The organism is Clostridium celatum DSM 1785, assembly GCF_000320405.1.
GTDB lineage: Bacteria > Bacillota > Clostridia > Clostridiales > Clostridiaceae > Clostridium > Clostridium celatum.
Genome location: NZ_KB291676.1, coordinates 1 through 24,523, shown reverse-complemented (window position 1 = coordinate 24,523; position 24,523 = coordinate 1). Strand labels below are relative to the sequence as shown.

Annotated in this window: 17 protein-coding genes, 2 pseudogenes and 1 other annotated feature; of the genes and pseudogenes, 15 read left to right on the top strand and 4 right to left on the bottom strand. The window is 27.9% G+C overall.

The annotated features are described in order from the left end of the window. The first annotated feature begins 275 nt into the window (after window positions 1-275). From HMPREF0216_RS12460 to HMPREF0216_RS12445, 4 genes and pseudogenes are all read left to right on the top strand, one after another. Entirely contained in the window at window positions 276-7,130 is a 6,855-nt protein-coding gene (locus tag HMPREF0216_RS12460) for an alpha-N-acetylglucosaminidase TIM-barrel domain-containing protein (RefSeq protein WP_005214785.1), read from the top strand. A 231-nt stretch (window positions 7,131-7,361) separates the two neighbouring features. Then, a complete protein-coding gene (locus HMPREF0216_RS12455) occupies window positions 7,362-8,051 on the top strand; it encodes a metallophosphoesterase (protein ID WP_005214783.1) in 690 nt (229 codons plus the stop codon). A 178-nt stretch (window positions 8,052-8,229) separates the two neighbouring features. After that, window positions 8,230-9,025: pseudogene (gene yjbM, locus HMPREF0216_RS12450) on the top strand (GTP diphosphokinase). 13 nt (window positions 9,026-9,038) lie between these two features. After that, window positions 9,039-9,686, top strand: a complete 648-nt coding sequence (locus HMPREF0216_RS12445; protein ID WP_005214778.1) for a hypothetical protein — start codon at window positions 9,039-9,041, stop codon at window positions 9,684-9,686. A gap of 96 nt (window positions 9,687-9,782) precedes the next feature. Here the strand turns inward: HMPREF0216_RS12445 and HMPREF0216_RS12440 are convergent, their stop codons facing one another. Beyond that, window positions 9,783-10,115: a HesB-like protein gene (locus HMPREF0216_RS12440; protein WP_005214776.1), complete on the bottom strand. Its 333-nt coding sequence runs from the start codon at window positions 10,113-10,115 to the stop codon at window positions 9,783-9,785. 266 nt (window positions 10,116-10,381) lie between these two features. Between HMPREF0216_RS12440 and HMPREF0216_RS12435 the strand changes: the two genes are divergently transcribed. Then, a complete protein-coding gene (locus HMPREF0216_RS12435) occupies window positions 10,382-11,125 on the top strand; it encodes a polyamine aminopropyltransferase (protein WP_040419872.1) in 744 nt (247 codons plus the stop codon). A gap of 244 nt (window positions 11,126-11,369) precedes the next feature. Then, complete coding sequence (locus HMPREF0216_RS12430; RefSeq protein ID WP_005214772.1) at window positions 11,370-11,732, top strand: DUF5658 family protein; 363 nt, start codon at window positions 11,370-11,372, stop codon at window positions 11,730-11,732. 137 nt (window positions 11,733-11,869) lie between these two features. On the opposite strand, the gene HMPREF0216_RS12425 is transcribed toward HMPREF0216_RS12430, so the two are convergent. Then, window positions 11,870-12,400: a GNAT family N-acetyltransferase gene (locus HMPREF0216_RS12425; RefSeq protein WP_005214770.1), complete on the bottom strand. Its 531-nt coding sequence runs from the start codon at window positions 12,398-12,400 to the stop codon at window positions 11,870-11,872. Window positions 12,401-12,730: 330 nt separating this feature from the next. Between HMPREF0216_RS12425 and HMPREF0216_RS16460 the strand changes: the two genes are divergently transcribed. Beyond that, window positions 12,731-13,696 (top strand): hypothetical protein, encoded by a 966-nt coding sequence (locus tag HMPREF0216_RS16460; protein WP_147576269.1) that lies wholly within the window; start codon window positions 12,731-12,733, stop codon window positions 13,694-13,696. A 95-nt stretch (window positions 13,697-13,791) separates the two neighbouring features. Next, on the top strand, window positions 13,792-14,412 hold the full coding sequence (locus HMPREF0216_RS12415) for a hypothetical protein (RefSeq protein WP_005214765.1): 621 nt from the start codon (window positions 13,792-13,794) through the stop codon (window positions 14,410-14,412). 102 nt (window positions 14,413-14,514) lie between these two features. Here HMPREF0216_RS12415 and HMPREF0216_RS12410 read toward each other — a convergent pair whose 3' ends face one another. Further along, on the bottom strand, window positions 14,515-15,057 hold the full coding sequence (locus HMPREF0216_RS12410; RefSeq protein ID WP_005214763.1) for a GNAT family N-acetyltransferase: 543 nt from the start codon (window positions 15,055-15,057) through the stop codon (window positions 14,515-14,517). A 136-nt stretch (window positions 15,058-15,193) separates the two neighbouring features. Continuing rightward, the gene (gene leuS, locus HMPREF0216_RS12405; RefSeq protein WP_005214762.1) at window positions 15,194-17,644 is read right to left on the bottom strand and encodes a leucine--tRNA ligase; all 2,451 of its coding nucleotides are present in this window, start codon (window positions 17,642-17,644) and stop codon (window positions 15,194-15,196) included. A gap of 219 nt (window positions 17,645-17,863) precedes the next feature. Then, window positions 17,864-18,094: a binding site (T-box leader), on the bottom strand. 200 nt (window positions 18,095-18,294) lie between these two features. On the opposite strand from leuS, the gene HMPREF0216_RS12400 reads away from it, so the two are divergent. The 7 genes and pseudogenes from HMPREF0216_RS12400 to HMPREF0216_RS12375 all read left to right on the top strand — a co-directional run bounded on the left by HMPREF0216_RS12400 (window position 18,295) and on the right by HMPREF0216_RS12375 (window position 24,111). Continuing rightward, entirely contained in the window at window positions 18,295-18,663 is a 369-nt protein-coding gene (locus tag HMPREF0216_RS12400; RefSeq protein WP_005214760.1) for a sulfite exporter TauE/SafE family protein, read from the top strand. Beyond that, window positions 18,663-19,049 (top strand): sulfite exporter TauE/SafE family protein, encoded by a 387-nt coding sequence (locus HMPREF0216_RS12395; RefSeq protein ID WP_005214758.1) that lies wholly within the window; start codon window positions 18,663-18,665, stop codon window positions 19,047-19,049. The genes HMPREF0216_RS12400 and HMPREF0216_RS12395 overlap by 1 nt, the downstream gene beginning before the upstream one ends. A 388-nt stretch (window positions 19,050-19,437) precedes the next feature. Continuing rightward, the gene (locus HMPREF0216_RS12390; protein WP_005214755.1) at window positions 19,438-20,646 is read left to right on the top strand and encodes a NupC/NupG family nucleoside CNT transporter; all 1,209 of its coding nucleotides are present in this window, start codon (window positions 19,438-19,440) and stop codon (window positions 20,644-20,646) included. Window positions 20,647-20,924: 278 nt separating this feature from the next. Then, complete coding sequence (locus HMPREF0216_RS12385; RefSeq protein ID WP_005214753.1) at window positions 20,925-21,641, top strand: response regulator transcription factor; 717 nt, start codon at window positions 20,925-20,927, stop codon at window positions 21,639-21,641. Then, the gene (locus HMPREF0216_RS16455; protein ID WP_005214751.1) at window positions 21,610-23,475 is read left to right on the top strand and encodes a sensor histidine kinase; all 1,866 of its coding nucleotides are present in this window, start codon (window positions 21,610-21,612) and stop codon (window positions 23,473-23,475) included. Before HMPREF0216_RS12385 ends, HMPREF0216_RS16455 begins: the two co-directional genes overlap by 32 nt. Beyond that, window positions 23,421-23,789: pseudogene (locus tag HMPREF0216_RS16830) on the top strand (ATP-binding protein); the annotation flags it as partial. The gene HMPREF0216_RS16455 and the pseudogene HMPREF0216_RS16830, both read left to right, overlap by 55 nt. A gap of 88 nt (window positions 23,790-23,877) precedes the next feature. Continuing rightward, the gene (locus tag HMPREF0216_RS12375; RefSeq protein ID WP_005214747.1) at window positions 23,878-24,111 is read left to right on the top strand and encodes a hypothetical protein; all 234 of its coding nucleotides are present in this window, start codon (window positions 23,878-23,880) and stop codon (window positions 24,109-24,111) included. The last annotated feature ends 412 nt before the right edge of the window (window positions 24,112-24,523 follow it).

Genomic DNA, 24,523 nt, shown 5'->3' with positions numbered 1-24,523 from the left:
AAAAAAGATAAAAATCGACAAAAACATTGAAAAAAACTGTAAAAACTCATAAAAAAATAATTTCTATGAAAATATTGACATTTTGTAAACGGTATAGTATTATGTAGATATAAAATATTAATATATAGTTATGAATTTAAGTGTGTTATCGTAATAGAAGAATGTTATGAGCATTAGCTGAAAGAGGAAGACTGCGTCCTTTTTCAGCTTTTTTTGTTTCCAAAGATAAAAATAGCTATAAATATTTTTACACAATATTGATTGGAGGATTAAACATGGTAAATAAGATTAAAGTGCATGTTGCAAGAGCATTAGCTGTAACGTTTGTAGCAGGGCTTACAGTATCAATTCCAGTTGAAGTTAAAGCAGGGACAGGAGACGTAATAAGCAATGGGGTATCAATTACAGCAAAGAGTAACACGAATAATCATGAAATAGGGTTAGCTATGGATGGAGATAAGGATACTTATTGGGAATCATCTAATCACTATAGATGGGTAGAAATTGATTTAGGAGCTACTTATAACTTATCAGCAATAAAGATTTATAATAAAATTGGTGGATATTATCACTATAATATATATGCATCATCAGATGGTGAAAATTTTATAAAAGTTGGATCTAAGGAAAATGATGACTTAGCAACTATTGATGGGGATATACATAATTTTGGAAACGTAAAAGTTAATAAAGTAAGAATAGATGTTACTTTCTCTTCAGCTAATGATAACTCTAATATAGCAGAAATTGAATTATATGGTGAAAAGGTATCAGATAAAGTTGCGGAAGAAACAGTAATAGAAACAAGTGATTTCGCAGGCTCAGAATGGGAAACTGAATACGATAAATTCACAACAGATACAGCATATGCAAACTCAAAAATTATACAAGAAATGACAAGTATGGTTGGAAGAGTTATTGGTGATGAATATAAGGATGATTTCGTTTTTGAAGTAAGAGAAAAAACTTCATCAGACACAGATGTATTTGAAGTTTTAGATGGAGAAGATGGAAAGATATTAATTAGAGGTAATAATGGTGTATCTTTAGCGTCAGGTTTTAACTATTATTTAAAGAATTATGCAAAGGTAATGTATAATCCTATTATGGGATCTAACTTAAATATGCCGGAGGAATTACCAGCAGTTGGTGAAAGAATAATAATAGATACTCCTTATGAAGAAAGATATGCATTAAACTTCTGTACTTATTCATATACAATGTCATTCTGGGATTGGGATGAATATGAAGCATTTTTAGACTGGTCAGCTATGAATGGTTATAACTTAATGTTAGATATAGTTGGACAAGAAGAAGTATTAAGAAGAACTTTAAATGAATTTGGGTATACTGATGAAGAAGTAAAGGAATTCATTTCAGGACCAGCATACTTTGCATGGTTCTATATGCAAAATATGACAAGCTTTGGAGGACCATTACCAGATAATTGGTTTGAAGATAGAGTAGAACTTGGAAGACAGCTTCATGAAAGAATGCAAACATTAGGAATTAAGCCTGTATTACAAGGATATTCAGGAATGGTTCCACTTGATTTCCAAAAGAAAAATCCAGATGCACAAATTTTATCACAAGGTGGATGGTGTGGATTTGATAGACCAAACATGCTAAAAACTTATGTAAATGACGGAGAAAGAGATTACTTCCAAGAAGTTGCAGATGTATTCTATGAAAAACAAAAAGAAGTATATGGAGATATAACAGATTACTATGCAGTTGACCCATTCCATGAAGGTGGAAATACAGGGGGAATGGATAGTGCAAGAATATATGGTACAATCCAAGATAAGATGATTGAGCACGATGAAGATGCTATATGGGTTATTCAACATTGGCAAGGAAATCCAGACAATACTAAGTTATCAGGATTAACTAATAAAGAGCAAGCTTTAATACTTGACTTAAACTCAGATTTAAATCCGGATTACACTAGATTTGATAATCAAGATATTCCATGGGTTTGGAACATGCTTCATAACTTTGGTGGAAGAATGGGATTAGATGGACAAGTTGAGACTGTAGCTACATCTATTACAGAGGCGTTAGCAACTACAGAAAATATGAAGGGAATTGGTATTACACCAGAAGCTTTAGCTAATAGTCCAATAGTTTATGAATTAATGGGAGATATGATTTGGACAAGAGATCCAATTAACTATAGAGAATGGGTTAATAACTATATTGAAAGAAGATATGGTGCTGTAAATGAAGATGCTATTGAAGCTTGGGAAATTCTTTTAGAAACAGCTTACAAAACAAGTGATTACTATTATCAAGGAGCAGCAGAATCAATTATAAATGCTAGACCTGCTACATCAATAAATAGTGCATCAACTTGGGGACATAGTAAGATATCATACGATAAGAAGGAACTTGAAAGAGCAATGGAATTATTCATTAGCTGTTATGATGAATTAAAAGATAGTGATGCTTTTGTTTATGATTTCTTAGATGTAACTAAACAAGTATTAGCAAACTCTGCACAAGAATATCATAAGGAAATGGTAGCAGCTTATAATTCAGGAGATGCAGAAAAATTTGAAAGAATTTCAGAACATTTCTTAGATTTAATAAGATTACAAGAAAGAGTTTTATCAACTAGTCCAGAATTCTTAGTTGGGACATGGATAGAACAATCAAGAACAATGCTTGCAGATGCAGATGATTGGACAAAGGATTTATTTGAATTTAATGCAAGAGCTCTTATAACTACATGGGGAGATTATAAGAATGGCTCATTAAAGGATTATTCAAACAGACAATGGGCTGGTTTAACTGAAGATTTATACCTAAAGAGATGGGAAATGTGGATTGATGGTATAAGAACAGAACTAGAAACAGGAGTAACAGCTCCAAGCATAGATTGGCATAAGGTAGAGTATGAATGGGCTACAGAAAAGACAGATGAAAGCAATGCTTATCCAACAGAAGGTTCAGGTGAAGATTTAGCTATGTTAGCTAGTATAGCAATGGAAGAATTCTCTGTTACAAATATGGAAAAATTCTTAGGTGGAGCTTCAAGTGCAGTTGAAAAGGTTAATATTGCTTTAGGAAAAACTGTTATAAGTAGTGTTGAAACTAATCCATCATATCCAACAACTAACTTAACAGATGGAACTACAGGAACTGCTTGGATGGCTAATGGAGTAACATGGCCAGTTGAATTAACTTTAGATTTAGAAAAAGAATATAACATTGACGGAATTGCTTTTGCTCCAAATCAAGCTGCAGGTGGATTCCCTATAAACTATGTAGTAGAAGTTAGAGAAAATGGTCAATGGAAGGAAGTTGCAAGACAAGATTCAGGATCTATAACAGGGACTATTTCTATAGATTATAAAGGAATTGCTGATCAAGTAAGGTTAAAATTAACTAGTGATAATGATCTTTTAGTACCAGAAATGACGGAAATAATGGTTTATCAAGGTCAAGAAGAAGTAGTGGAATATGAAAATATTGCACTTGGAAAAGAAGCTACAGCAACAAGTACAGAATCAGCTAGTAAGTCTGCTTCAAATGTAACAGATGGTGATTTAAATACAATATGGGTTGCTAATGGTTATGAAAATAATGGAGGTATGGGATCTTCAGTTAGTGTAGATCTACAAGCTTCAGAATATGTTGAAAAATTAGAATTAAGTTTTGAAAAATCAGGACTTCCATTCCAATTTAAGGTTGAAGCTGATGGAGTAATTCTATTAGATATGACTGATAATCAAGAGCCATTAAAGAAAACTTATACTATAAATGTAGATAAAGAAATAAAAGATATAACAGTAACTATAACTGGAAAAAATGGACAAGGCGAATTCCCAGGAGCTTGGGCAAGTTTAGCTGAAATTAAAGCATTAAGACCAGTTGAAGAGAAATTTGAATTAGTAAATGTTGCATTAGGAAAAGAAGTAACTGGTAGTGAATCAGAAAATGGAAAACCATTAAGTAACATAACTGATGGAGATATCAACAGTTTATGGGTTGCAAATGGTGGAAACTTAAATTCATATGCAAATGTAAATTTAGGTAAAGAATACTTTGCTGAAAATATTGAATTAGTATTTGAAAAAGATGGATTACCATTCCAATTTAAAGTTGAAACTATTGATGAAGCAGGAAATAAAACAGTTGTTTTAGATAAAACTGAAAATAATTCAACTTTAGATAAAGCGTACACTATTACAGTTAAGGATAATATTAAAGATGTATTAGTTACATTTAATGGTACTTCAGGACAAGGTGAATGGCCAGGTGCTTGGGCAGCAATTGCAGAAGTAAAAGTTAATGCTAAGGAAACATTAAATCAAGAAGTTAGTGCATCAGTAAAAATTCCTCAATCTAACATGAGAGCTACAGCAACTTCTGAACATCCAAATGTAGGAAGTGAAGGGTTAGCAAGCTTTGCTATAGATGGAAACTCAAATACTATATGGCATACTAACTACAATAACTTTGTAGCATTACCACATAGTATTACATTAGAGTTAAATAAAGAATATACAATCAATAAATATAGTTATGAACCAAGAAGCAATGGTGGAAATGGAACTATAACTAAATACGAACTTCAAGTAAGTACAAATGGTAAAGATTTTGAAACAGTTGCATCAGGAAGTTGGGAAGCTAACGGAAGCATAAAGAATATATTATTAGATAATGTTCAAGCAACTCATGTTAGACTTGTTGCATTAGAAGGTGTTGGTGGATTTGCATCAGCAGCTGAATTAAATGTATATTCTACTCCAGAAAATATTGCAGTAAATGATACTGTAACTGTATCTGCTAATATTAACAATGAAACAATAAATAATGTTAGAGATAATGATGAAGCTACATTCTGGCAAGCAAATGGAGCAGAAGATAAGGTTGTTATATTTGATTTAGGAACAACTAAGGATATCTCAGCTATTGAAATGTTAAAGAGCTCAAGTGAAGCATTACAATACACTGTTGAATACTCAAAAGATGGTGAAAGTTGGATAGGTGTTGCTGATAGAAGTAAAAACACTGAAGATTATAACAATTATGTTGAACAATTTGATGGAACTATAGTTGCTAAGCAAATTAAAGTAACATTCTTAAATAATGATGTTAAGATAAATGAAATTAAACTTTATAAGGGTGATTCAACTGAAGCTTTAGTTAAATATATAAGTACTGTACAGGCTATTTACGATAGTGCAGTTGTTGGTGATATGGCAGGAAATTATACTCAAGCAGGTAAGGATGCATTAGGAGCTGCAATTGCAAAAGCAAATTCAGAATTAGATAATGTACCAGACTCAGTAAGAGTTAATGAAATAATTACAGAATTAAAACAAGCTGTTTCAGCATTTAGAAAAACAGTAGTATCAATAAATAGAATTAAATTAGCAATAGTAATTGCTGAAACTGATGCTGTATTAAATAATTTAAATAATAAAAGATTACAAACTTTAACAGAAGAGCAAAGAAATATTGTTGAAAATGCAATAGAAGTATTAAAAGCTGAAAGAGCAGAAGCTATAGCAGTATATGAAACAGTTAAAGTTGGACAAGGGCAAATAGATGCAGCACATGATGAATTAAGAGTAGCTTTAGATAGTTACCTAGAAATAGCTGATGAAGAATCAAAATATGAAGCTGTATTAGCTATTGCTAAAGAAAAGGTAGAAAATGCAGTAATAGGATCTGGAAATGGTCAGTATACTCAAGAAGCTGTAGATATGCTAAATGCAGCTATAGCTAAAGCAGAAGCAGATTTTGCTGTAGTTACAGATACTAATGGAATAGTAACTATAACTAGTGAATTACAAACTGCAGTAGATGCTTTTAAATCTAATGTAGTTGTAGTAGATAGAACTGAATTAGAAGCTGCAATAATTGAAGCAGAAGAAGCAATTAAGTTAGCTGAAGGTGTTAATACTCCAAATGCAATTGCTGAATTTATATTAGCAGTAGAATCAGCTAAAGAAGTATTAAATAATGAAAATTCAACTCAAGAAGAAATTAATGTAGCAGTTGAAGCATTAAGCACAGCAAAAGCTAAGTTTGATGAATCTGTAATTGTTGATAAAACAGACTTAACTAGACTTGTGGCAAACGCTAGAGAAGTTATTGCTAAATTAAGTGATTATGAGGGGACTGAGGAATTAGTTTCTAACTTAGAAGCTATAATTACAAATGCAGAAAAACTTATAAATGATGATAATGCAAGTGCTGAAGAGGTTATGGATCAAATTAAGGAATTAGCAAAAGAAGTAGAAAATGCAAAAGAAAAATTAGAAGAATTAGAAGCTAATGTATTCAAGAAGCATTTAGAAATTGCAGTTGAAGAAGCTCTTAAAGTAACAGATAAAGAGCTTGAAAATATAGTTCCAGTAGCTGTTGCTGAATTTAAAGCTGCTTTAGCTGAAGCACAAGCTATATTATCAAATAATAAAGCTACTCAAGATCAAGTGAATGCAGCATTTGATAGATTAAGTGATGCAATGCAACTGTTATCTTTTGAAAAGGGTAATAAAGAACATTTAATATCTTTAGTTGAAAGAATTAACAAATTAGAAGGCGATAAGTATATAAAATCTACTTGGGATAAATTACAACAAATATTAGTTGTTGCAAATGGTGTTATATCTGATGAAAATGCTTTAGAAGCAGAAGTTGTTGAAACTTATGACAGTTTATTAAGAACATTCTTAGAGTTAAGATTAAAACCAAATAAGGATGCATTAAATGCTTTAATAAACAAGGCAGAAAACTTAGATTCTACTAAGTATACGGCTGAAAGTTGGGAAGCATTACAAGTACAATTAGTTAATGCTAAAAATGTTATGGCTAATGATGAAGCAAGTGCAGATGAAATAGCAAGTGCAGCAGAAGCATTACAAGGTGCTGTAAATGGATTAATTGCTAATGCAGGAAGCGATAACAATGGAAGCAGTAATGGCGGAAGTAATAATGGAAGCAATAGTGGAAGTAATAATACAACTAATAAACCAGGAACTAACGGTTCTGGAAATAGTACAAGTGGTAAATTACCACAAACAGGTGGAAAATCTTCAGCTGTAGCAGTAATACTAGGTGGAATATTAGCTGCGGGTGGAGCACTATTAGGAAGAAAAAGAAATAAAAAATAATTAATCTATTGATTAATTTCTGAAAAAAACTGAGCAGCATATAGTTGCTCAGTTTTTTAATTTTATTTTTAATATTTTAAGTTTTACCCATTAATTTTTATTAGTGAAACTTGCAGACAGTAGAATTAAAGTATAATATATTGTAAGAATATTAAATTAATATAAAAAGCAATAATTATAAAATTAATTTATAATATAAAAGATTGTATTTAGAAAGGTGAGAAATACTTAATGGCATTATATGCAATATCAGATTTACATCTAGCTTTTAATGTAGATAAACCTATGGATATTTTTGGTGAAAGATGGATAAATCATGATGAGAAGATAAAGAATAATTGGATAGAAAAAATTAATGATGATGACACTGTGCTTATAGCAGGAGATATATCATGGTCAATGAAATGGGAAGATTGTAAATACGATTTAGATTGGATAAGCTCATTGCCAGGAAAAAAAATAATTAGCAAAGGAAATCATGATTTTTGGTGGAGTAGTATATCAAAATTAAATGCTATGTATGAAAATATGAAGTTCTTGCAAAATAATTATTATGCTTATAATGAGTATGCTATATGTGGAACAAGAGGATGGTTAGATCCAAGTAGTGATAAGTTCAATACAAAGGATGAAAAAATATATGCTAGGGAGCAAATAAGATTAAAATTATCTTTAGATTCAGCAAAAAAAGCAGGCTATGAAAAGATTATTGTAATGATTCATTACCCACCTTTTGCTGATGAGAATGGAGAGTCAGATTTCACTAATATATTTAAAGAGTATGGTGTGGAAAAGGTTATATATGGACATCTTCATGGACCATCAAATATAAAAGCTAAAGAAGGAATAATAAATGGGGTTGAGTATATAATGACTTCTTGTGATTTTATAGATTTTAATCCTATAAAAATTTTAGACTAAAATTATTATACATAAATTAAAATTTTATGTTTTATTAAGTTTAAATTATGTCTTTTACTTCATTAAGGCAATAATTAAGATGAAAAATAAGATTATATTTACTTGTGGTAATTTTTAGTTACACTTTGATGTGTTTTTGATATAATGTATTTGTATTAATTATAAGGGTGATGTATATATGGCAATGCAAAGCTGGAAAAGTTTCCTTATGCCTTATGAACAGGCTGTAGAAGAGTTAAAGGTTAAACTTAAAAGTATAAGAAAAGAATATAGAAAAAGAAATGAATATTCCTCCAATAGAATTTGTTACAGGAAGAGTTAAAGAGGTCTCGAGCCTTCTTGAAAAAGCAAATAAATTCGGAATTCCGTTAGATAGAGTTAGAGAAGAAATGGAGGATATAGCTGGTATAAGAATAATGTGCCAGTTTGTTGATGATATAGATAAAGTAATAGAGTTACTTCGTGCAAGAAAGGATATGCAGATTCTTTACGAAAAAGACTATGTTAGAAATGTTAAAGAAAGTGGTTATAGAAGTTATCATATGATTATTAAATATACTGTATATACAGCAGAAGGACCACAAGAAATATTAGCAGAGTTTCAAATAAGAACTTTGGCAATGAACTTCTGGGCAACTATAGAACATTCTTTAAATTACAAGTATAAACAGCATATACCAGAGGATTTGAAAATTAAATTAAAAGAAGCTGCAGATTCAGCATTTAATTTAGATGAACAAATGCTTGAAATAAAAGATGAAATAAAGGATGCTCAAAGATTGTTTGAAGTTAAGTCAGATATTATAAGCAACATAATGAATAATATAATAACATTAATGTCTATAGGAAGAGCTATGGAAGCAAGTAGATATCAGGTAATGTTGAATAAACTTGTAGATGAAGGGGAAGTTTGGGAACTTAATAGTTTACTAGATTCAATAAAGAAGGATATAGAAAGATATAGAGAAAACTAAGGGGAAGAGGTTTATGCACTTAAAAGATAAAGTTAAAAATAGATATTTTATAATAGTTACAACGCTTTTAATAATAAGCTTAATAATTAATATTTATCAAGTAGTAATTAACCATGAATATAAGCATATATTAAGAGAAGACAACTATAGTAAGATAGAACAAATTAGATATAGAAATGAATCAATACTTGCTACATTAGAGGGATGTATTAAAGCTAATAGTATTAATAATGAAGAATTATTAGCTTTATACAAAAATTATGGTGAAATTACTAAGGCAGAGGTAGAATTATATGAAGCCGAAGTAGAAAATTTAAAAAATAAAAATGTTAACTATAATAAGAAGGAAGTAGATATCTCAAATAAAATTGATTTATATTGGGAGATTGAAGAACTTATATATGCATACCTTCAAAATGATATGAAAGAAAATAGCTATACAATGGAATTAAAGGGTAAAGCATATACAGATTTTGAGGTATTATTAAATATGTCTAAAGATTTAAATAATTACTTTGTTCAGTTCTATCAAAAACATTGTGATAATTTAGATGAAGAAAAAAGAAAAGAAGAAATGATAAAAAAAGAGTATTGGATTGATATCTTAGATGGAATTCAAGAAATAAATAATAAATATATAGATTATTCATTTGTATACTAGAAATAATATAAATTTTTAAATAATGTTAAGTAATAATTATATAATTATTATTAAAGAATTGAAAAAAGTCGTTACGAAAGTAACGACTTTTTTATTTTAGTGGTGACATCCACCACCACAAGAACCACAACCACCTTCAACTTCGATAACTGGTTTTAATGATAATCCTCTACCACCATTTTCTTCTGATGAAAGTAATTTAAATCCACCAAATTCATCAACTAATTTTTCTTCAGCAATTAAAGTAATATCGTTGATTTTTTCAACAACATCTCCTTCTTTTGCTTCATCAACAGTTATATTGAAAGCTGGGCCACTGCAACCAAATCCAGCTAAGTTAATTCTTATGCTGTAGTTTTCTACTTCATTTTCATCAAGGAAAGTCTTGAATTCGTTATATGCTTGTTCGCTTACTAAAAATTTGTTCATTATGTTCACCTCTCGAAATTTTTATTTCAAATTATGTTTATAGTATACCATATTAGTCGGAAATAGCAACATGTTTTTTATATATATACTGTAAAAAAATTCCTCAAAATAAAAATAGAACATATTGAAATTTGAATAAATTGACAATATAATATAAAGGTATAATTATAGTAAAATATTTAATTTATTTATAAAAAATCAGGTTAAATTTACCATGTGTTAGTTAAATTTCAGTTTTGATAACATTTAGAAAGGAATTGTTAAAGTTGAAACCTTTTGAAAAAGAATATGTTTTAAATAAAATAAATGAATCTAATAATAAAATTAAGAAAAATAAAATTGGGGATTATGAAATAAAAAGTGTAGATGGTTTAAAAGGATTAGTTCAGGGATATTTATATACAAAAGAGGATAGTGTAGATTTAGAAATATTAGAATTACATGGACCTGAACATATTTGGATGAGATTAACTCCTCTTGAAATTCAAGCATCATATTTTGCTATAAAAATGGCAAAGGGTAAAGTTGGAGTAGTAGGACTTGGGCTTGGATATGTAGTTGAGGAAATGGCAAAAAAAAGTGATGTTAAAGAAATAATAGTATATGAAATAAGTAAGGAAGTAATAGATTTATATTATAGTAACTTTGATAAAAATGAAAAAGTAACTATAGTATGTGGAGATGCTTTTGAAGCAAAGCCTGAAAATTTTGATTTTTTCTATGCGGATATTTATGAATATAAAATAACATCTCAAATAGTAAGTGATTATAAAAAATTTAATGAGCTTCATAATATTGAAGAATATAGTTTCTTTGGAATGGAGCATTTCTTATTAAGTTGTAGCTATAATGAAATAGTATGGGTCTATATACCTGAAAATTGGATGGAGTCAAGTAGAAGAGCTTTTGAAGCAATTCAAGAATCAAATCTTTTAGAGTATTATGAAAAGTTAGATGAGAATCTAGTATCACAAGTTTTAGCAGAGTTTAAAGAAGTATTAAATGTATAACAAAAAAGCATGATTAATAGCAAAAGACAGAGTTTGTCTAAGGCTAGTAGTTATGCTTTTTTTCTTATTAAAATAGAAAAGACTGATAAATTATAAACCTTATAGAATTTATGATTAGATAAGAAGTAAACAGGAACTATTAATTGTAAAAATATTACTATTGTAATAAGAAGTGGTGTATAATTTTAATATAAGTAAAAAAATTACAAAAGCATATTAATAGGAATGGTAGGTGGAGAAGTTTATGAAAACTAATGTTATAGATATAAGGGGAAATAGTAAATATAAATTAAAGAAAATTTTAATTTTTTTATATTTATTGAATTTGAGTGATTTATTATTTACTAAATTTTTATTAACTTCAGCACCAGATTTATTTATCGAAGTTAATTTCTTTTTAAATACGATAATAGATGGAATAGTATTGTATTTTTTAAAAATAGGAGGTATGGCGTTAATTTTAGCATATTGGTATTATAGAAGTGAAAAATCTACTATTATACAAATGAAGAGATCATTACTTGCAAGTAAAGTTTTAATTGGTGTATATGCATTAATTAATTTGATTCATATAATTAACTTAGTAATATATTATTTTTTTAGTTAAGTAATATTGTAATACCTATATTTAATAGCAGTAATAAATATATATTAAAAAATCCCAATAAGGCTATATAGAAATAGTGCCTATTTGGATTTTTTAAGTATATTTTAAGTATTAATTACTATATAACAATTTAAAATTTATTCAAAAAATTCTTTAGCATATACAACAGTACCAGATACATTTTTTAAAGAATTTTTATTTAATTCAATTGCCATAAAATTTTCATTTGGAACATCAAAGGGAGCTTTAATATCAAATGTTAAAGCTTCTTTAAATCCAAATCTAGGATAATATTTTTCACTTCCTAGAACAACTACTGATTCATATCCTAATTCTTTAGCACTTAGTAATCCTGTTTTAACTAATATACTACCAATGCCAATACCTTGATAATCAGTGCTTACTGCAAGAGGGGCTAGTGCTAATGAATCATATTTATCATTTTCATTATTGATAGTTATTTTTGTAAACATAATATATCCAACTATATTATCATTAATTGTAGCTACTAATGAAAGATCAGGAATATAACTTTCTGAAGTTCTAAGTCTATTAACTAAATCTTGTTCAGTACCATCGCTATGTTCAGCATGCTTAAAAGAGTTCTTTATTAAATCATAAATTATTTTAAAGTCTTCAGTATTTTCTTTTCTAATTGTAATATTCATTTTAATAATCTCCAATTTACAGTAATTTATATAAATATATAATATCATAATGAGTTATAGTGTAGAAGAAAAGCTATTTAGAAGTAGATATATTTAAATCAAATAAGAGAAAATTTTTTGAGTATGAATACTTACAGATTAACAAAATCATAAAAAGAATAAAGGTACTTTAGATGAATTAGAAATTAAGTATCAATGAAAATTAAGTGATAAAAGATAATATTTAAGTATATAGGATAAAATATATTAATAAAATTGTGAGTTAGATATAGAGAATCTTTAGGAGGTGATAATATTAAAAAGATATCTAGTATAGTATTGATATTAGGTTTGATTTTTATTTTAGGTTGTAAGGAAGTAGAGAAGGTAGAATGTTATAATGAAGAAGGAAAGAATAAAATAGAAGCTAGTGATATAGAAGAAATTAATTATATAGAAAAAGACAAGGAAAATATAGAAAGTGAAAAAGAGAAAATTAAAGTTACAATAAGGAGTGATAAAGCAAGCTTTTTTCATGATGGAGTAAGATTTACTCCTATTATAGAAGGTAACATAGATAAGAAAATTCAATATCATTGGATAGTTGAAGAAAATATTTATAATGATGGTGAATTTTATAGTTTAAAAGGTGAGAATATAGATGGATTTATAGGAGATAAAGGTCCTTATAGAGAAATTATAAATGATGGAGAGATTGTTGAATTTGCACCATATAATGAAGTGAGCTATGTTGATGGAGATTATAGGGAAAATAAAATTATATTACAAATTGAAGAAAAGGATACAGGTAAAATTTTAGCAAAGGATGAAGCTACTATTGAAAATAGGCAAGGAGCTTATTTTGTTAAAACTTCAGAGAATGAAAGGTTTAAAGATAAAATATTAAAGACTGAAAAAGCTAAATTATATGGAGAAATATTTGATTTGGTATGGGAGATTGATAAAGGGCTAAATGATGATTTAAAGAAGTATATAAATATAGATACAAAATCATTTGAAGATTTTTCCCAAGAAGATAACGAGCAATTATTTGAATACATTTCAAAAAAATATTCAGTAACTATGCTTGATAAAACCTTTAAAGAATTAGAAGATGAAGGATATATTAAAAATCTGAGTTTTAAAGATGGACTTGTTTTTAATGTTAATAAATATTTAAAGAATAACTCAAATGAAGTTTCACTTGAAGGTATGAAGTGGGTTTCAGGAATTGGAGCAATTGGATTTATTGCAGAAGCAGAAAAGATTAATGAAAGATGGATAATTAGAAAATGTCAAATGACACGGATAAGTTAATTGTAAGTATCTTTCAATAATTAAAGACATAAAAAATATAAAATACTTAAAAATAATAAATATAAAAGTAATAATATATAGAGGGGTAGAGAAGAATGAGTAAGGTTATTAAAAGTATAATTTGCATAATGGCAGTATGTACATTATTTTTAGTTGGATGTAGCAATGATTCAAATAAAAATAATAAGGTAGATGATAAGAAAAATGAAATATCATCTTTGAAAGAAAATAATGAAGCAAGTGAAAATAAGATAGAAGATTCATCTGAACAAACAGAAAATAAAGATAATGAAGTAAGTAAAAAATCAGAAGTTGATAATTCAAAGCAAACAGAAAATATAGATATGAATGAAGTTGTTGAAAAGGTTAAGAATTATATTATTAATGGACAGAATGATAAGCCGGAAGCATTGAAATTAAAGTGGAGTGAAGCATTCTTGAATAATGTTAATATAGAAAGCTTGGCCAATGAATATGTAGCTCAGGGTGGAAGTTTAGATAATATAGAAGGATTAGCAAATTATATTACTTTAAATGCTCCTATAATGGCTAATTGGGAAGAATTATTTAAAAAAGACTTATATGATAAATATGGGAAAGAAGTTACTAAAATAGAGTTTTTAGAAGGCGATTTATATGAAGCATATGTAAATGAGGATGGTTCAGAAGTTCCTTATGTTGTAGTTTCAGCTAGGACAGGATATTTTCATGGATAAATATTAAAAGACACATTAAATTATTTAAAATTACAAACTACTTTTGAAAATTATTAAACAAAGGCACATGGTAATGAAAATTCGTACCATGTGCTTTTAATATTAACCTAAATTAAGTTTTGAGAATGGAATCATAGCTTTAGGTGGAATGTTATGTTCTGCAATGAATTTTTCCATCCAAATCATATCTTTCCATTCTCCAAATTTATAACCGCATTTAGTGAAGTGAGCAACAACTTTATATCCAAATTTTTTATGGAAGTTTTCGCTTTGCTCATTAGGATAAGTAATACAAGCATTTACATTAATTATATTTTGAAGTTTAAGATATCTTTCAAGTTCTTTATAAAGTAAAGTACCAACTCCATGATTTGATATACCAGCTTTTACATAAATAGAAGTTTCAACAGACCAATCATAAGCACGTCTTCCTTTAAAAGCACCTGCATAAGCATATCCATAAATTTTATTGTTTTTTTCTGCTACTAGATAAGGGTATTTTTTTAAAGTTTTTTCAATTCTTTTAGTAAATTCCTCAATAGAGGGGATATCATATTCAAATGTTACTGAAGTTTCTTCAACATAATATTTATATATATCAACAAGTTTTTTTGCATCTTCAGGTTTAGCGATTCGTATATTCATTAATAAGCCTCCAATTATTTATAGACAAAATTAGTTAATTTTGATAATTAAATGTATATTTAATTATAACTTATTTTATTAGTATATTGGGTAAAATAAAAGCAAAATACCTCATGGTATTTTGCTTTTAATAATATTATTTTACAACTATATTTACAAGTCTTCCTTTAATAACGATAACTTTTATTATAGTTTTTCCTTCAGTAGCAGCAACAATAGCTTCATCAGCTAAAGCAGCAGCTTTAATTCCTTCTTCATTTAAATCAGAAGCAACATTGATTCTAGCTTTAATCTTACCATTAACTTGGATAGCTATTTCAATTTCATCTTTAACAAGAGCTTTAGCATCAAAAGTTGGCCAAGCTTCATTGAATACTGAGTACTTACCAGTTAATAATGACCATTGCTCTTCAGCAAAATGAGGTGCAAACGGAGCTAAAATCTTAATAAAGCTTTCACATACAGTCTTTAAGAAATCTAAGTTCTTAGTTTCTTCTTTCATGTATTTAGATAAAGCATTGATGAATTCCATCATTCTAGCAATAGCAGTGTTGAATTGCATCTTTTCTCCGTCTTCAGTAACACCTTTAATAGCATTATTTAACCAGAAGTTTAATTCTTTTTCAGCTTTATCCATAGTAGTTTTATTGTTAGTACCAGCTTCAATAGCTTCTCTGCACATTGTTAGATATCTTTCAATTCTATCTACAAATCTAGCAACAGATTTAATACCATCGTCACTCCAAGCTCCACCTTCAGTGTAAGCAAATCCAAACATTAAGTACATTCTAAATACGTCTGCACCATATTCTTTGATGTAATCATCTGGAGAGATAGTATTTCCTTTAGACTTAGACATCTTTAATCCGTCTGGTCCTAAGATAAGTCCTTGATGAGTTAAGCTCTTGAATGGTTCATCAAAGCTTAAATAACCCATATCTCTTAAAGCCTTAGTTATAAATCTTGCATATAATAAGTGCATACAAGCATGCTCAGGTCCACCAACATATTTATCAACTGGAAGCATCTTATCTACTTTTTCTTTATCAAATGCGATTTTATCATTCTTATTATCTACGTATCTCATTTGGTACCAAGAAGAACAAACGAATGTATCTAAAGTATCACATTCTCTCTTAGCTGGCTTACCACAACAAGGACAAGTAGTATTTACGAATTCTTCACACTTAGCAAGTGGTGACTTACCATCTGGAGCAAATTCAACATTATATGGTAATTCAACTGGAAGGTCTTTTTCAGGAACTGGAACAGCACCACAATCTTCACAGTAAATTATTGGAATTGGAGCACCCCAATATCTTTGTCTTGAAACTAACCAGTCTCTTAATCTGTAATTAACTTTAGCAGATCCTAAACCTTGTTTAGCTAGCTTTTCAACAATAGCTTCTTTAGCTTCTTCAGTAGTTAATCCATCAAATTCACCGGAATTAACTAGAACTCCATATTCGCAGTATGGTAATTCAACTTCTCCGCCTTTTTTGCTAGTTATAACTTGATCTATTGGTAAGTTAAATTTAGTAGCAAAAGCGTAGTCTCTTTCATCGTGAGCTGGAACAGCCATAACAGCACCAGTACCATAAGTTGCAAGAACGTAGTCTCCAACCCAAACTGGAACCTCTTTACCATTTATAGGATTTATAGCATATGATCCAGTGAATACACCTGTTTTTTCTCTTGTAAGAGATTGTCTTTCTATATCAGATTGTTTTTTAGCAGCTTCTTTATATTCTTCAACAGCAGCTTTATTTTCAGCTGTAGTTAATTCATCAACTAATGGATTTTCAGGAGCTAAAACAACATAAGTAACACCATTTAAAGTATCAACTCTTGTTGTGAATACATTAAAGTTAATATCTGAATCTTTAACTTTGAAATTAACTTCAGCACCAGTAGACTTACCAATCCAATGCTTTTGCATAGCAACTGTCTTTTCTGGCCAATCTAAAGTATCTAGCTTTTCTAATAATTCATCAGCATATTCTGTAATTTTAAAGAACCATTGAGTTAAATCTTTCTTAGTAACTTCAGTTGAACATCTTTCACAAGCACCATCAACAACTTGTTCGTTAGCTAGAACTGTGTTACAAGATGGGCACCAGTTTACAGGAGCTTTTTTTCTGTAAGCTAAACCATTCTTTAATAATTGTAAGAATACCCATTGAGTCCATTTATAATATTCAGGAGTACAAGTTATAACTTCATTTTCCCAGTTAAACATAGCTCCCATAGCTCTTAATTGTTCTTCCATAGTCTTTATATTCTTTTCAGTAGAATCCCATGGATGAATTCCTGTTTTAATTGCAAAGTTTTCTGCAGGTAAACCAAAAGCATCAAATCCCATTGGTTGGAATACATTATATCCTTGCATTTTCTTTAATCTTGCCCATGAATCAACAGGTCCATAGTTAAACCAGTGACCAGCATGTAATTGGCTTCCAGATGGATAAGAGAACATTTCTAAAACATAAAGCTTTTCGCCCTCTGCATCTGGATTAAATTTGTAAAGTTCAGTTTCTTCCCACTTCTTTTGCCACTTCTTATCAATAGCAGTTCCGTAGTTACTCATAGTTAAAACCCTCCTTAGATATTACGAGAATAATTTAATATTGCACAACAATATTAAATTAGTAGTTTTGAGGTAGTAGTTAAAAAAATTCACACTATGTAAATTAAAAATATATTTTTAGAAACTCTAAAAAGAGTTCCAATAGTAACCTCTAACTTCTAACTAATTAAATTATTCCCTGAATTTGAAAAAATATATAAAAAAAGCCTCTCATCTCAATTAAGAGACGAAAAGCTATATTTCGCGGTACCACTCTTATTAGAAATTTATAAATAAATACTTTTAAAAATATTTTTAAATTTCTCACTCAAATCTATAACGGGGATTCCGTACTTGCTTCTAACAAGTAAGCTCAAAGGCAAGTTCCTAAAAGTGTATCACTGTTTTGCAGCAACCAACAGCTCTCTGAAGATACGTACTAATAGTAGTACTCCTTATCAACGCAAAATATTAATTTAACTAATTATATATCAAAAAATATAAGTAAGTCAATATTAACAAAAATAAGAACTATAAATGAGAATGACAAAAGAATTTAGAATTAAATTTTAAAAGTTTTAAAATATTAAAGGGTGAAATATAGAAAAAATAATAGTGATTTTAAATTAAAATAGGATAAATGGTTAAAATACAAGTAGGTGGTGAGGTATATGAAAAATGAAAAGAAGAGTTTTAATATAAAAAACTCATTAATAGGTTTATTTACAGGTTTTATAAATGGCTCTTTTGGTTCAGGTGGAGGAACTCTTTTAGTACCAATTCTTAATGATATCATTAAAGTAGAAGAGCATAAATCACATGCCACAGCATTAGCTATAATTATATTTTTAACAGGAGCAAGTTCAGCTATTTATATAGCAAAAGGAACTTATGATTTTACACTAACATGGAAAGTCGCCATTGGGAGTATAATAGGTGGAATTATTGGAGCTAAATTATTATGTAGACTTACAGGGAAATTTTTAAGAATAGCCTTTGGGGTTATAATGATAATAGCGGCTATTAGGATGGTGTTTTAATGATTTATACAATAATAGGTTTTTTTGCGGGAATTATTGGAGGCATGGGGATGGGAGGAGGAACTATACTTATACCAGCGCTAGTCATGTTTGTTGGTGTTGACCCTAAGATTGCACAAAGTATTAATTTACTTTCATCTATTCCAATGGCAATCTTTGCTCTTGCAATCCATATAAAAAATAAGAATGTTATTTTGAAATTAGTACTACCTATAGCGACATTTGGAGTATTAGGAGCTATTTGTGGTGCTTTTTTGGCTAACTATTTATCTTCAGAAATATTAAAAAAGGCTTTTGGTGGTTTCTTATTTTTAGTTGGGTGTTTTGAAATAAAAAAAGGGTTTTCTGAAAACAAAACTAAAAAATCATCTAAATTAAAAGAGTGATACTTAAAAGATATAACAAAGAATTATAGTTTTAAATATAGTAATATTATTAATTGGAATTCAAGTTATATTATTGAGTAACTATTATAATAGTTACTCAATAATAAACTCCATAGATTATCATTGATATTTATATAAATACTAATTTATGAAATTACTTTTATTATTAGTTTTTTCTAAATGAATAAAATAAAAAATAATAAATTGTTTCAAAATAGCCAAGGTATTATTAATGCCTTTTGGCAAAGAAATAAGATAAGTTATATTAAGAGTTTAAATATATACTGTATTTTAAAATAGTAAGATTTACTGTATTTAAAGAATATAAGAATATATTTTTGATAAAACTAAAGAAGAAATAACATTTAACAAAGGACGGGATATTTTTATGGCGATATTAAATAGTATCCTAGGAATAGTATTTATATTTCTAGTAGCTTTCTTGTTTTCAAATAACAAGAAGAAAATAAACTGGAGAACTATAATAATTGGATTTGTTATTCAATTTGCATTTGCATTTGCTGTATTAAAGTGGAGTGTAGGTAAATATGTACTAAGCAAGATAGCATTAGGAGTACAATCAGTAATTAGTTATGCAAATGAAGGAATAAAATTTTTATTTGGATCATTAACTAATGATGGAAGTATATTTGCTGTTAATGTTTTAGGAGTAATTATATTTATATCAGCAGTAGTATCGGTTTTGTATTACTTAGGTATTATGCAATTTATAATTAAAATAATAGGTGGAGCATTATCTAAACTTTTAGGAACATCTAAATTAGAAACTATATCAGCTTCAGCCAATATATTTTTAGGGCAAACAGAAGCACCACTTTTAATTAAGCCATATGTAGAAAAACTTACAGAATCAGAATTATTTACAGTTATGGTCGGTGGACTTGCTTCAGTTTCAGGTTCAATTTTAGTTGGATATTCACTATTAGGAATTCCAATAGAATATTTAGTATCTGCAAGTTTTATGTCAGCACCAGCAGGACTTATAATGTCTAAAATAATAATACCTGAAGTAAAACAAGCAAAAGTAAATGAAGAAATAGAAATGGTAAAAGATGATTCAGCTAACGTAGTTGATGCAGCGGCTAAAGGGGCTGTTGACGGTTTAGGATTAGTTTTAAATATAGCAGCGATTCTTTTAGCATTTGTAGCATTAATAGCACTTATTAATGGTATTATAGGATGGATTGGAGTTATATTTGGAATATCTAATTTAAGCTTACAATCTCTTTTGGGGTATATATTTGCACCAGTAGCAACAATTATTGGAGTTCCAATGAAAGAATCAGTTACAGTTGGATCATTAATAGGGCAAAAGCTTGTTTTAAATGAATTTGTTGCATTTACAAGTTTATCTCCAATTATGGGGACATTATCAGCTAAGGCTACAGCAATAGCAACATTTTCATTATGTGGTTTTGCTAATATTTCATCTATAGCAATTCTTATAGGTGGAATTGGTGGTATGGCACCAAGTAGAAAGAAGGATATTGCAAGATTAGGATGGAAGGCAATTATGGCTGGAACATTAGCAAATCTTTTAAGTGCAACAATTGCAGGATTATTATTAACAATATAAAATTTAAATAGTATTTTTATTTAGAGATAGCGGTTGTATCAAAGTAAGTTTATACTTAGTTTTGATACAACCTTTATTTTATTTAAAATCAATATGTAGTTAGCAAAAGGTTTCTTTTAAAAATATTTTATGTTTAAGAAATTTGTAATAAATATGTTAAAAGATTTGTAAGACTTTAACTTTATTATATTAAGTGTAAGGTATAGTTAGAATATAAATGAGTGAAACATTAACTGTCATGATATAATGAATAAATGATGAAAGGAGTGTCTTAAAAGATGATAAAAAATAACGTATTAGTAGTAGATGATGATAAAGAAATAGTTGATGCAATAGATATATATTTAAGAAATGAAGGGATTAATGTTATAAAAGCTTATGATGGGATAGAGGCAATAGAAGCTTTAATGGAAAAGGAAATTCATCTTATATTAATGGATGTAATGATGCCTAAGATGGACGGTCTTAGAACCACAATGAAAATAAGAGAAGAAAAGAATATTCCTATAATATTAATATCTGCTAAATCGGAAGATAGTGATAAGATATTAGGTCTTAATATGGGAGCGGATGATTATATAACTAAACCATTTAATCCATTGGAGCTAATTGCAAGAGTTAAATCACAACTTAGAAGATATACTATTTTTGGAGAGTACAATAAGAAGAAAGAAGAGGAAAGTAATAATGTAATAATTAATGGTGGATTATCTTTAAATAGTGAAACTAAAGAGGTATTGGTTGATGGACAGAGCATAAAGCTTACAGCTACAGAGTTAGGGATACTGGAGTTATTATTAAAAAATTCAGGTAGGGTATTTTCTATAGATGAAATTTATGAAAGAGTATGGAATGAGCCAAGTTATAATGCAGAAAATACGGTAGCTGTTCATATAAGAAGGATTAGAGAAAAAATTGAAATTAATCCTAAGGAACCAAAGTATTTAAAGGTGGTGTGGGGAATTGGATATAAAATTGAAAAATATCAAAATTAAAAGTTATGTTATTTATTTATTAATATTAATATTGTCTTCTACAATAATATTATCTTTTTTAGAAGTAAAAAATAATTTAATATATTTAATTCCAAGTTCTATTTATAGTAAAACAGAATTAAGTGGTACAATCTATGATTATATAAATTTAGCTATGGATTACTCCTTATATTATAAATCGGAAGAGTATGTTAAGAATAAAGATAATATAACTACAAATGATATAGAAATTTGTAAAGCTGAAATAAGAGATCAAATAGATCAGGAATATGAAGAATTCAGATACTCAAAATACAATAATGATACTAGCTTTAATAATTTATCCTATGAAGAGCAGGAAAAAATATTAAATGAAGAACGAGATAAAATAGAAGAGAAGTATACTTTAAGTGATGATAAATTAAATGACTATATCTTAGAAAGAAAAATAAATAGCTTTAATATATTAAGCAATAAATTGAAATCATATTTAAATTTACAATTTTCTGCCTATGACAAGTTAAATAATATGTGGATTGGTGAAGAACAGAGGGATATAACAAGTCTAAAAAAAAGTTCTAGATATCTAAGAGAAATAAATATAGATTTTAACGGCAACGTAATAGAAAAGATATTTATTAATGGTAAAGAAGTTAATGAAAATAGCTCAATTAATAAATATATAAATGGGAAATATAATTATTATGACCATGTTTATGCAGTTACTGAAAGTATTGGATATGAAAATTATAACATGGACAATCACAATATAATATTATATACATGGATGCCAGAGGATATTATACCAGGTGATATAGTATATGAAAGTTTACAAAGTGTACAAGAAAATGTAAATAAAATAGCTGTAAGTGCTAGCATTATGGCTATATCAATAATATTAGTAATAGTATTGATAAAAGCAATTAAAGATAAAAAGGAATTAAGAATTGATGAGGATAGATTAATTAATAAATTAAAAGATTATCCAATTGAATTTAAAATAGCACCATTAATAATACTTTATATTTTTTGGAGAATTAATATTTATAATGTGTATTATATTGGATATATGAAAGTGTTAAAAGTTAACTCAGTTATATGTCTTTCAATAATATTAGCTATTATGTATTTATTAATAAAAATATTAATTATTAATTATAAGGAAGGAACACTATTTAGTAATAATATTACTATTGGAATATATAAGGGGCTAAGTAAAATAGCAACTAAGGGATCTATAATAAACAGTATATTTATTATAATTATGACATATATAGTGGTTGGAGGATTACTACTTGCAATATCAATAGCAATACCAGAAATTTTTATAATATGTTTATTAATAGGACTTATAATTACAGCAATGTTAATTATATTAGTTGTTAGAAAGTTACTTTATTTAGATAAAATTATGATTGGTGCAAAGGATGGAGCTAGAGGACAATTAAACTATAAAATTGATGTAAAAGGTGAAGGCCATTTAGGAGAGCTTGCTAATAATATCAATAATATTAAAGAAGGTTTAAGAAAGTCTGTTGAAAATGAGATGAAGAGTGAAAATATGAAAACAGAACTTATAACTAATGTTTCTCATGATTTAAAAACACCGCTAACATCAATAATTAATTATATTGATTTATTAAAGAGAGAAAATATAGAACCTGAAAGTGCTAGAGATTATGTAAATATACTAGATAAAAAATCTCAAAGACTTAAGGTTTTAATAGAAGATTTATTTGAGGCATCTAAGGCTGCAAGTGGAGCAATGGAGCTTAATATTAGTAAGCTAGATATTGGTCAATTATTAAGACAGGCTTTAGTGAAAATGATGAAAGATTTAATGAAAAGCAGTTAGAAGTTAAATTAAATATTCCAGATGAAAAAATATTTATAAATGGTGATGGAAAGAGATTATATAGAGTATTTGAAAATCTTATTTCTAATGCAGTAAAGTATTCTTTAAGTAATACAAGGGTATATATTGATATGAGTAAGAACGAAGAAAATGAAGTTACTATAGTTATGAAGAATATTTCAGCCTATGAGTTAAATTTTGATGTAAATGAAATAACTAATAGATTTAAACGTGGTGATTCATCTAGAAGTACAGATGGTTCTGGATTAGGACTTGCAATAGCAAAAAGTATAGTAGAGCTTCATGGTGGTAAATTTAATATAGAAATAGACGGAGATTTATTTAAATCAATAATAGTTTTAAAGTAATATTCTAATTTTGGTATAGAGGTAGGAAAATATTATGAAGAATAAGTTTTTAAATATAATTATATTTATTTTAAGTAGTATTTCTTTAATAATAACACTTAAATTATTTTATAATATTGGGATTTATGTTGATGAGTATAATACAACTCCAAGTTTAATATATGGAGGAGAGTTTTGGTTATATATGGACTGGCTAAGATTAGGTATTTCCATACTTATATGTGTTTTATCAGCAGTAGGTATATGTAAAAAAGAAAAAAAGAATTAAGGTATAAAAATATCTAGCACTAAATATAAGTAGTGCTAGATATTTTTTTGAGAATGAATATTGTTAGTCTGTTATTAAATAATAATTATTATTTAATAATTAGATAAAAAGAATTAAAGTAAGCCTTTATTATTTTATCAAATGATAATCAATATCTAATTGAATATTGAAGAGATTAGTTATATCAGTAATTGATATATATTATCAATTACGAAGAAAATAAAAAAAATTTTAAAAAATTTTCAAAAAAAGCTTGTAATTAATAATAATTATTATATAATAATAAATGTAAGGTGATTCAAAAGAAGCACTTAAATAAGACAAAATATTGAAATGACTTTAAGATAATTGAATATAAAGAATGTAATAGTTAAAATTTGGGAGGAATAAAATTATGAAGAAATTTGTATGT

What these genes read in the sequence shown, in the direction of transcription:
- HMPREF0216_RS12460 (WP_005214785.1), top strand. Translation starts at nt 276, where the DNA reads ATGGTAAATAAGATTAAAGTGCATGTTGCAAGAGCATTAGCTGTAACG.
- HMPREF0216_RS12455 (WP_005214783.1), top strand. Translation starts at nt 7,362, where the DNA reads ATGGCATTATATGCAATATCAGATTTACATCTAGCTTTTAATGTAGAT.
- HMPREF0216_RS12445 (WP_005214778.1), top strand. Translation starts at nt 9,039, where the DNA reads ATGCACTTAAAAGATAAAGTTAAAAATAGATATTTTATAATAGTTACA.
- HMPREF0216_RS12440 (WP_005214776.1), bottom strand. Translation starts at nt 10,115, where the DNA reads ATGAACAAATTTTTAGTAAGCGAACAAGCATATAACGAATTCAAGACT.
- HMPREF0216_RS12430 (WP_005214772.1), top strand. Translation starts at nt 11,370, where the DNA reads ATGAAAACTAATGTTATAGATATAAGGGGAAATAGTAAATATAAATTA.
- HMPREF0216_RS12425 (WP_005214770.1), bottom strand. Translation starts at nt 12,400, where the DNA reads ATGAATATTACAATTAGAAAAGAAAATACTGAAGACTTTAAAATAATT.
- HMPREF0216_RS12415 (WP_005214765.1), top strand. Translation starts at nt 13,792, where the DNA reads ATGAGTAAGGTTATTAAAAGTATAATTTGCATAATGGCAGTATGTACA.
- HMPREF0216_RS12410 (WP_005214763.1), bottom strand. Translation starts at nt 15,057, where the DNA reads ATGAATATACGAATCGCTAAACCTGAAGATGCAAAAAAACTTGTTGAT.
- leuS (WP_005214762.1), bottom strand. Translation starts at nt 17,644, where the DNA reads ATGAGTAACTACGGAACTGCTATTGATAAGAAGTGGCAAAAGAAGTGG.
- HMPREF0216_RS12400 (WP_005214760.1), top strand. Translation starts at nt 18,295, where the DNA reads ATGAAAAATGAAAAGAAGAGTTTTAATATAAAAAACTCATTAATAGGT.
- HMPREF0216_RS12395 (WP_005214758.1), top strand. Translation starts at nt 18,663, where the DNA reads ATGATTTATACAATAATAGGTTTTTTTGCGGGAATTATTGGAGGCATG.
- HMPREF0216_RS12390 (WP_005214755.1), top strand. Translation starts at nt 19,438, where the DNA reads ATGGCGATATTAAATAGTATCCTAGGAATAGTATTTATATTTCTAGTA.
- HMPREF0216_RS12385 (WP_005214753.1), top strand. Translation starts at nt 20,925, where the DNA reads ATGATAAAAAATAACGTATTAGTAGTAGATGATGATAAAGAAATAGTT.
- HMPREF0216_RS12375 (WP_005214747.1), top strand. Translation starts at nt 23,878, where the DNA reads ATGAAGAATAAGTTTTTAAATATAATTATATTTATTTTAAGTAGTATT.